We start from the raw sequence: 9,369 nt of genomic DNA on the forward strand, positions 1-9,369 counted from the left end.
CCGCGGGCACCGGCCCCGGTCACGCTAGCCACACCGCGGCCCCGGGGCCGCGCTTCGGGGCGAGACATGATCGCGTGAGTGACACGTCGTGTACGGGATTGACGCCAGGGAGCGGGCGCGCTTCCGGCGCCGTTTCCGCTGCTGTGCTCGCTCGTTGGGCAGGAGCGGTCCGGTCACGCCGCCGAGCGGCCGACCGGAGGACCCCGCAGAGCGGAAGGCGCGGACCGGTTCCGCGGCCCTCAGGAAGACCTGGTACGACGGAGCAAGGCGATGGACGTCAGAGATGTGCACCACTCCTACCGGCAGCACGCCGTTCTCCGGGGCGTCGACCTTCGGCTACGGCCCGGCGTCCTCGCCGGGATCGTCGGGGAGAACGGCGCGGGCAAGACGACCCTGCTGAAGATCCTCTCCGGTGAACTCGCCCCGGACCGCGGTTCGGTGCGGCACGACGGCAGGTTCGGCTACTGCCCGCAGACCGTGGTGCTGAACGACTCCTTCACCGTCCGCCAGCACCTCGACTTCTTCAAGAGGGCGTTCGGGCTCGCGGACCTGCGGCGGGCCGAGGAGGTGATGGAGGTCCTGGCCTTCACCGAGTACCTCGACCGGCGTGCGGGTCTGCTCAGCGGGGGCTCGCGACAGAAGCTGAACCTGACCCTGGCGCTCATGCACGATCCGGACGTACTCCTGCTGGACGAGCCCTACCAGGGGTTCGACTGGGAGACGTATCTGCGCTTCTGGGATCTGGCGACGAAGCTGCGCGACGCCGGGCACTCGGTGCTGGTCGTCTCGCACCTGGCGTACGACGTCGACCGGCTGGACCTGTTGTGGCGCCTGGAGGGCGGGCGCCTCCACCAGCAGGAACGGCGTGCGGAGGCGGCGGCATGAGGCGGCACTGGTCCCTGTTCGCCACGGCGTCCCGGTACGCGCTGATCGGCCATGCCCGCAACCACTTCGCGATGCTGCTGGTGGTCGTGTACATCCCCGTGTGGATCGGCCTGGCCTATGTGACCATCCCCGACCGGCCGGCACCCTTCCGGCTGCGGGCCACCGGCGAGATCCTCTCCCCGCCCGGCAACCACCTCACCCAGATCACCGGCGCGCTGAACGCGGTCACCCTCATCGCCGGGTTCATGATGTTCGCCGCCACCTTCACGGGCGGCGCTTTCGACCGCCGCCTGGCCATGGCGGGCTACCCGCGGTATCACCTCGTCCTCGCCAAGCTCTCCGCGCTCACGCTGGTCTGCGCCGCCATCGCCGCGTACGCCACGGCCGCCGTCGGATGCGCCTGGCCGCCGCGGCAGCCCCTCGTGCTGGCGGCCGCCCTGTTCTGCGCCGCCCTGACCTACGGCGCGCTCGGCGTCGTCTTCGGATCGGTACTCCGCCGGGAGGTGGAGGGGATGTTCGCCATCCTGATGATCAGCATCCTCGACGTCGCCCTGCAGAACCCGCTCTCCAGCTCCGGGTCGGACAGCGCCGTCGTGCGCTTCCTGCCGACGTACGGGGCCGTGCAGGCCAGCATGTCCGCGGCCTTCTCCGACGCATCGGCCGCCCAGGGCCTCGTGATCCAGTTCCTCTGGCTCATCGGCGCCGCGTGCGCCGGGTTCCTGGTCTTCCGCCGCCGCACCCGAAACGCGCTCCGACCGGAACGCAAGCCACGGGTTCCGGCTGCCTCCGGGCGCGGGACGGCGCAGGGCACCGAAGGAGCGCTGCCCCCGGCGGAGCCCGGCCCGTCCGCGGAGCGCGTACGGCCCACATGATCCGCCGGACCACCGGCCGTTCCGCGAGTCCTCGCTCCTCGCACGGACGGCCGACGGCCCTGTGTGCCAACGGCCGTCCCGCCGGCAGAAGCCGTGACCTGGGGAAGACGGTGATCGTTCTGTAGCCGTCGGGCGCTGACGCGGTGCCCGGACCGACCCGCCCTTCCGTGCAAGGAGCACCACCCCATGACTCTTTCGCGTACCGTCCAGCGCACCGTCCTCACCGCGGCTCTCCTGGCCGGCTCAGCACTGGCCGTTCCCGCCACCGCACACGCGGCCCCGCTGCCCCCGGCGTGTCAGGATGCGCTGCTCACAACCCTCGACAAGTTCCCCGTCGCGAACTTCACGGTCCCCGACAAGGTCCAGAACACCATGCTGGTCGAGGTCATGGGACTGAGCGAGGACGACCAGAAGGCCCTCACCGAGGTGGCGTGCGCGGCCTGGAACACCTGGGCGACCGACAACGGCCAGGCGGTCGCCACGGACCTGGACACCCGCTACCGCAACGCTGCCGGCCCCGCGTGCAACAAGTTCGCCAAGTCCTCCATCGCGACGATCAAGAAGTACTCCCCGAACGTACCCGCCGCGACAAGGGAGTTGGAGAAGCTGGCCAAGAAGGTCTGGAAGAACTCCATGACGAAACTGGCCACGGAGGCCACCAACGCCGACTGCCGTGCGGCCTACGACGGGGTGAAGGCCGGCTGGTAGCGGAACACCGGGCGGCCGGCGCTGCGAGGCCGGCCTGTTTCCGGTGCTTGAGCGGACAGCGGACCGGCCCGTGGCCCTCCCCCGTGTCAGGGGCCGAGCAGCCCTGCGGTTTTCCACAGGGAGAGAGCTGCGGACAACCCCGGGAGTTCGAGGGAAACCCGCAATCCGGCGTTGATCCGGGCTTTCCACGGTGATGAACAGAGCGCGGCAGGCAGCCCGCGCCACCGTCCCCGTGACCCGGGAGCTCTCATGGACCTCATCGCCCTCGCTCTTCCCCAGGCGCCCGCCGACGGCATCGCGGGCTGGGCGGCCGACCTCGTGGACACGTGGGGCGGCCCCGGCGCCGGTCTCGCCATCGCCCTGGAGAACCTGTTCCCGCCGCTGCCGAGCGAGGTGATGCTGCCCCGCACCGGCTTCGCGGCCGGCCAGGGCGTGATCAGCCTGGCGTCCGCGCTGTTCTGGACCACGCTCGGCTCGGTGGTCGGCGCGGCTGTCCTCTACTGGATCGGGCTGCTGTTCGGCCGCGAGCGCATGTACGCCATCTGGGGCAGGCTGCCGCTGGTCAGGACGTCGGACCTGGAGCGGACGGAGGCGTGGTTCGGGAAGCACGGCACGAAGGCGGTCCTCTTCGGGCGCATGGTGCCGATCTTCCGCAGCCTCATCTCGGTGCCCGCCGGGCTGGAACGCATGTCCATGCCGCTCTTCCTGCTGCTGATTGCTCTGGGCAGCCTCATCTGGAACTCGGTCCTCGTCATGGCGGGGTACTGGCTCGGTGACCAGTGGGACACCGTCGAGACGTACGTCGGTGTGCTGGGCAAGGCCGTCCTGGTCCTGGTCGTCCTCGCCCTGGTGCTGTACGTGGCGGTCAGGGCCCGCTCGCGCAACTCCACCGCTCAGCACAGGCGTTCCTCGTGAGCGGCCACGCTCCGTCCCCGTTCCCCCTGGCAGCGCTTTGCCCGGCTGCGCGGCCTGGGTAGGCTCCCCGACGGACCGTGCAGGGGGATGCGGCGGATGCCACTGGTCACGACCTACCCTCCGCGCCGGGTCCCGCGCCCGGCGAGGCGGCGCGGGCGCCCATGGCGCTCCCGCGCCGGGCCGCCGGGCTGCTGGGCCGTGCTGCTGGGCCGTGACCGCCGGGGCCGTACGCCCGAGCAGGCCGACGCGCTCCTGCTCCAGGCGCACAAGGAATCGCGGGAGGTCCTGACCGAACTTCGGGAGGTGGCCTGGCGCGTCCACCCGACCGCGCTCGACAACCTGGGCCTCCAGAAGGCGCTGGGCGGTGTCTCCGAGCGGTGCGGCATCCCCGTCCGGATGGCTCTCCACTGACCGGGAGGCTGCCCCGGTCAGTGGAGACGGCAGCCTACTTCGTGGTCTCCGAAGCGGTGACGAACGCGGCCAAGCACTCGACGGCGAGCGCGATCTCCGTAGACGTCCGCCAGTACCCGGACCTCCTCGTCGTCCAGGTCGAGGACAACGGTGTCGGGGGTGCGGACATGGCGGGCAGCGGGCTCAACGGGCCGGCCGGCCGGGTCGACGCGCTCGACGGACGCCTCCATGTCCACAGCCCCTCCGGGGCCCCGCCACGATCATCGCGGAGCTGCCGTGCGCGTAATGCTGGCCGAGGACTCGACCCTCCTGCGGGAAGGGCTCGTCCGCCTGCTCATCGAGGAGGGCCACGACGTACGCGCGGCGGTGGGCGACGCGGAGACCCTGCTGCGGAGGGTCGGGGAGGAGCCCCCGGAGATCGTCGTGCCGGACATCCGGATGCCGCCCACCCACACGGACGAGGGGCTGCGCGCGGCGATCGAGGTGCGCAAGCACCGGCCGGACATCGGCGTCCTCGTGCTCTCCCAGCACATCGAGCGCAACCACGCCGCCCAGCTTCTGTCCGAGAACGCCGAACGCGTGGGCTACCTGCTCAAGGACCGGGTGGCGCAGGTGGAGGAGTTCCTCGACGCGCTGGAGCGTATCCACGCCGGCGGCGTTGCCATCGACCCGGAAGTGCTCCGCCAGTTGGTGTTCCGCACCGCACACGTCGACCCGCTCGCGCGTCTGACCCCGCGCGAGCGCGGTGTCATCGAGGAACTGGTGCAGGGATACACCAACGCCGCCATCTCCGAGAAGCTGCGCATCTCGACGAGCGCGGTCGAGAAGAACCTCAACACCGTCTTCGACAAGCTCGACCTCCCCCGGACCACCGCCTACAACCGCCGCATCCTCGCCGTACTGCGCTATCTGGAGTCCTAGAAGAGCAGGTCGGGCGGGGCGCGGCGGCAGCCGTCTGTCAGATGTCCTGGAAGGGACCGGCGAGGCCGTGACCTGCCGGCCTTGGCGGGTGGGCCGATCACCCTGCGCCTATGGTCCCTGCTGGCTGGGCCTGCGTCGCGCCCGGTGCGCCGGCGCGGCTTGTCGGTGGAGACCACCTGCTCGCTTAGCCCCGGTCGGCGCCGATCCGCGACCCGCAGTAGAAATCTGACGATCTCACGTCCCGGATCGGACACGGGTGACCTTGGGCCGAGAATCCGTCTACCAGGAGCTTCGCCGTTCCGTGCAGCTTTCACTCATCAACATGTCCCCACCGCAGCCAGGTTGCCTTCGGCGTCGTGAGTGCGCCGATTTTGGCGATGTTCATGGCCATTCGCCAGAGGTCACCACGGCTGCCGATGGCGGGCCGCGCGCAGGTCCTGGCGGCCACCTACATGACGACCTGTCAGTAAATTCGTGGCCGTCGTGTCCAACCTGATGGGGGGCCACCCCCGTCTCTAAGGCGAGCCGTTGAACGGTATGGGTGGGACGCCGGGGTTACCGGCGTCGCTGACGGCTCCTGCCCGATTCCAAATATCAGGAGTTCAAGTGGAGTTACGCGCAAGATCCTTTCGTTCGGCCGTGGCCGCGGGAGCGGTTTCCACGGCCCTTCTGCTGGCTGGCCTCCCGGGCGGTGCGGCCCAGGCCGCGCCGTCCGGTGAGCAGCCCGACGGAAGTTTCAGGACGCTGTCCGAGGGCGTGAGCGGCGTCGGCAAGGACCGGGAAGTCAAGACGGTGACATTGGTCACCGGCGACCGGGTCCGGCTGGACGGGGCCGGCAAGGTCGCCGGGGTGGAGCGGGCGAAGGGCCGGGAGCGGATGCCGTTCTCGATCCGGACGGTCGGGGGTCACACCCACGTAGTGCCAGGTGATGCGCAGTTGCTGCTGGCGCAAGGCAAGCTGGACGTCAGGCTTTTCGACGTGACCCAGTTGCTGGCGGACGGCTACGACGACGCCGGCCGCTCCGATCTGCCGCTGATCGTCACGTTCCGGGGCAAGAAGGCGCCCTCGATGAGTGCGTTCACCGGGGCCGGTGCGCGGGTCGGCCGGGCCCTTCCGGTAGTCAACGGCCGTGCGATGCGTCCCGTGAAGAAGCGCGGCACCGAGTTCTGGGACGCCGTGACCGACTCCGGCGCCGCCCGCGACGGTGACGGATCGGCGGAGTTCACCGACTCCGCCGCTGTCGAGAAACTGTGGCTGGACGGCAGGCGCAAGGCCAGCCTCGACAAGAGCGTCCCGCAGATCGGTGCGCCGACGGCCTGGGCCGCCGGGTTCGACGGCACCGGCACCAAGGTCGCCGTACTGGACACCGGGATCGACACCACGCACCCCGACCTGGCGGGCAAAGTGATCGAGGAGCGGGACTTCTCCGACTCCTCCTCCGGCACTGCTGACAAGTTCGGCCACGGCACCCATGTGGCATCCATCACGGCTGGTACGGGAGCCAGGTCGGACGGCAAGTTCAAGGGCGTCGCCCCGGGTGCGAAGCTCCTGAACGGCAAGGTCCTGGACGACACCGGCTACGGTTCGGACTCCGGCATCATCGCGGGCATGGAGTGGGCGGTGGCGCAGGGCGCCGATGTCGTCAACCTCAGCCTCGGTGGCACCGACACGCCCGGCATCGACCCGCTGGAGGAGACGGTCAACCGGCTCTCCGCCGAGTCTGACACGCTCTTCGTCATCGCGGCCGGCAACGAGGGTATGGGCGGCGAGGGAACCGTCGGTTCGCCCGGCAGCGCCGATGCAGCGCTTACCGTGGGCGCGGTCGACAAGTCCGACCAGCTCGCCGATTTCTCCAGCCGTGGCCCCCGCGTCGGCGACAGCGGGGTCAAGCCCGACCTGACTGCGCCCGGTGTCGCCATCACGGCCGCCGCGGCCGCCGGCAGTGTCCTGGAGGACGAAGTCCCCTCCGACATACCCGGCTACCTCACCATCGACGGCACCTCCATGGCGACGCCGCATGTCGCGGGCGCCGCTGCCCTCCTGGCCCAGCAGCATCCCGACTGGACGGGGGAGCGGCTCAAGGCGGTCCTCACCGGTTCCGCGAAGCCGGGCTCGTACAGTTCCTTCCAGCAGGGCACCGGCCGCACCGACCTGGTCCGTGCGATCGAGCAGAGCGTCGTCACCGAGCAGAAGCCGATCGACTTCGGCAAGCAGCAGTGGCCGCACACCGACGACAAGCCGGTGACCAAGAAGCTGACCTACCGCAACCTCGGTGCGGAGCCGGTCACCCTGGACCTGTCCGTCGAGGCGCTCTCGGTCGACGGCAAGCCCGCGGCCGAGGGCATGTTCGCCGTGTCGCCGCCGCAACTCACCGTCCCGGCGGGTGGCGAGGCGACCGCCGACGTGACGGCGGACACCCGCGCCGGTAGTGCCGACGGCGCCTTCGGCGGCTCGGTGGAAGCCATCTCGAAGGACGGCAAGGTCCAGGTGCGTTCCGCCGTCGGCGTTGAGCGCGAGATCGAGTCGTACGACCTGACGCTGAAGCACATCGACGAGAACGGCAAGCCGACCGGCGACGCCGTCACCGAGGTCGTGAGCCTCGACAACAACTTCTACGAGACCTACGCCGCCGAGGAGGACGGCGAGCTCACGGTCCGGCTGCCCAAGGGCGACTACAGCCTCGACGGGCTGATCCACCCGTCGGACGAGTCCACCACCCACGCCGTACTGGTGCAGCCGAAGCTGAGCCTGGACAAGGACGCCAGCGTCAGCGTCGACGCCCGGAAGGCACGGCCGGTGGACATCACCGTGCCCGACGCCGCGGCCAAGAACACCACAGCCATGCTGAACTACACCTACGCACGGGCCGAGGGGCAGCACGAGGGCCGGTTGGAATACCACGCGCCCACCTTCGAGGGCGTGAGGTTCGGGCAGCTCGGGCCCGACCTGCCCGCGGACAGGACATCCACCCTGTTCGCCGGTGACTGGACACGAGAGGGCGACGAGGGCCGGCCGGTCACCTACCACCTGGGCTGGAACCGCAGCGGCCGGCTGGGCGGCTTCGCCGCCGAGGTCGAGCAGGATCAGCTCGCCAAGGTCGACCTCCTGGCGGGCACACCCGCCGACGGCCGGACGGGCCAGTTCGAGGTGTCTCCCCACACAGCCGGCGGGGGCCTGGTCGTGGGCCTCAACAACCAGACGGGAGCCCTGCCGTTGCGTACCAGCGAGTACATCCTCGACAACGGCGTCAAGTGGTCCCTGCGTATGTGGCAGACCACGGGCGAGGGCCGCGAGACGCGCTCCGAGCAGTTTCTGATGAGAATGCCGAGGACTTGGCAGGGCGGACAGAACTACACCGAGCGGTTCAACGTCGGCGTCTTCGGCCCGACCCTGAACGGCCCCACGGACCCCGGACCGGAGGTTCTGTACCCCGGTATCGGGCGGTACGGCAATGTCATCAGGGCCTACCTGCCGCTGTTCGGCGACGGCGCAGGCCACTGGGGCATCTCCGACACCACTACGGGGAAGAGCACGCTCCTGGCGGACGGCAAGGAGATCGCCGACAACTTCGAGACTTCGCCGACCGACGGCGTCACTGAGTACACCGTTCCCGCCAAGGCCAGCACGTACAAGCTGACCGTGGAAAACTCCCGTGATCCCGCGGTGTATCCGGTCAGCACCCGCGTCAAGGCGGAGTGGACCTTCCGCTCCGCCACGACCTCAGAGGACGACTTCACCAAGGTGCCGCTGTCGGTGATCCGCTTCTCTCCGGAACTGAGCCTGTCCAGCACGGCGAAGGCGGGCAAGCAGTTCGCGGTTCCCTTCACCGTCGAGGGCGCGGCAGCCGGCAAGCTTCCCGCGAAGCTCGCCTTCGAAGTCTCCTACGACGAGGGCGCCACCTGGCAGCCCACCCGTGCCGTCCACGGCACGCACCTGTCACTGAAGCACCCGGCGGAGGCGGGCTCCGTCTCCCTGCGAGCCAAGATGACCGACCGCGCCGGCAACACCCTGGTCCAGACGATCGACCGCGCCTACAACACCACCCGGTAACCCGGTAACCCGGAACCGGTAGATCCGGACCTTGCACTCGGCTGCGCCCGGGGTGGCGTCACCACCCCGGGCGCAGACGCGCGTCGGGGACGCCCTCGACTCCAAGGTCCCCGACAGAGTCACTCATTGGGCCGGAGGCACGACGGCGACTGTGCCTTTCCTGCAACGCGCGGCCACCCGGCGCCTCCGTAGGACCCGCCCCTCGAAATGCATCGGAGCCCTGGTACCAAGGGCGCCGGGCCTTCGCTGCACTGCTACACCATTCACGGGCCCTGATCCCGCGCCGGCGGGGCGTACTGCTGACGCTGCGGACCACTGGCGAGCTCTCATAGCGCCACTACGGCAGTCCCGTGGCCCGTCCTGTGTCTGCTCCGGCTTACGGACCCCACTGCCGAATCTCTCGGCACGCACGCCGCAACTGACGCCGTTTACCGAGGGAGGACTGGTACTGCGGACTGCGGTACTACTTGTAACCGCCGTCGACGGGTACGCCGGAAGGTGTCGGCGGCGGAGGGAGTGTCATGAATCAGGTGTGGATCTCCCCGAAGGAGTGAGCCTGATGAGTACGACGACTGGTCACCTGATCGAGACCGTGGACGGTGTGTCG

The 9,369-nt window shown here is 69.8% G+C and carries 7 protein-coding genes; all 7 read left to right on the forward strand.

What is annotated here, in order from left to right; translation table 11 throughout:
* The first annotated feature begins 270 nt into the window (after positions 1 to 270).
* The 7 genes from ACIQM0_RS36555 to ACIQM0_RS36585 all read left to right on the forward strand — a co-directional run bounded on the left by ACIQM0_RS36555 (position 271) and on the right by ACIQM0_RS36585 (position 8,762).
* The gene (locus tag ACIQM0_RS36555) at positions 271 to 885 is read left to right on the forward strand and encodes an ABC transporter ATP-binding protein (protein WP_401295046.1); all 615 of its coding nucleotides are present in this window, start codon (positions 271 to 273) and stop codon (positions 883 to 885) included.
* Positions 882 to 1,757: an ABC transporter permease gene (locus ACIQM0_RS36560; protein ID WP_401295048.1), complete on the forward strand. Its 876-nt coding sequence runs from the start codon at positions 882 to 884 to the stop codon at positions 1,755 to 1,757. Before ACIQM0_RS36555 ends, ACIQM0_RS36560 begins: the two co-directional genes overlap by 4 nt.
* A gap of 186 nt (positions 1,758 to 1,943) precedes the next feature.
* Positions 1,944 to 2,465: a hypothetical protein gene (locus tag ACIQM0_RS36565; RefSeq protein ID WP_401295050.1), complete on the forward strand. Its 522-nt coding sequence runs from the start codon at positions 1,944 to 1,946 to the stop codon at positions 2,463 to 2,465.
* A 249-nt stretch (positions 2,466 to 2,714) separates the two neighbouring features.
* Positions 2,715 to 3,380, forward strand: coding sequence for a DedA family protein (locus tag ACIQM0_RS36570; RefSeq protein WP_401295051.1), 666 nt, complete (start codon positions 2,715 to 2,717; stop codon positions 3,378 to 3,380).
* Positions 3,381 to 3,578: 198 nt separating this feature from the next.
* Positions 3,579 to 3,791, forward strand: coding sequence for a hypothetical protein (locus ACIQM0_RS36575; RefSeq protein ID WP_401295053.1), 213 nt, complete (start codon positions 3,579 to 3,581; stop codon positions 3,789 to 3,791).
* A 285-nt stretch (positions 3,792 to 4,076) separates the two neighbouring features.
* Positions 4,077 to 4,712: a response regulator gene (locus ACIQM0_RS36580; protein ID WP_401295062.1), complete on the forward strand. Its 636-nt coding sequence runs from the start codon at positions 4,077 to 4,079 to the stop codon at positions 4,710 to 4,712.
* Between the two features lie 639 nt (positions 4,713 to 5,351).
* Positions 5,352 to 8,762, forward strand: coding sequence for a S8 family serine peptidase (locus ACIQM0_RS36585; RefSeq protein WP_401295055.1), 3,411 nt, complete (start codon positions 5,352 to 5,354; stop codon positions 8,760 to 8,762).
* The last annotated feature ends 607 nt before the right edge of the window (positions 8,763 to 9,369 follow it).

Origin of the sequence: Streptomyces sp. NPDC091387, assembly GCF_044756945.1 — a bacterium.
Lineage (GTDB): Bacteria > Actinomycetota > Actinomycetes > Streptomycetales > Streptomycetaceae > Streptomyces.

Coding starts and splice junctions, on each gene's coding strand:
- ACIQM0_RS36555 (WP_401295046.1), top strand. CDS start 271: ATGGACGTCAGAGATGTGCACCACTCCTACCGGCAGCACGCCGTTCTC.
- ACIQM0_RS36560 (WP_401295048.1), top strand. CDS start 882: ATGAGGCGGCACTGGTCCCTGTTCGCCACGGCGTCCCGGTACGCGCTG.
- ACIQM0_RS36565 (WP_401295050.1), top strand. CDS start 1,944: ATGACTCTTTCGCGTACCGTCCAGCGCACCGTCCTCACCGCGGCTCTC.
- ACIQM0_RS36570 (WP_401295051.1), top strand. CDS start 2,715: ATGGACCTCATCGCCCTCGCTCTTCCCCAGGCGCCCGCCGACGGCATC.
- ACIQM0_RS36580 (WP_401295062.1), top strand. CDS start 4,077: ATGCTGGCCGAGGACTCGACCCTCCTGCGGGAAGGGCTCGTCCGCCTG.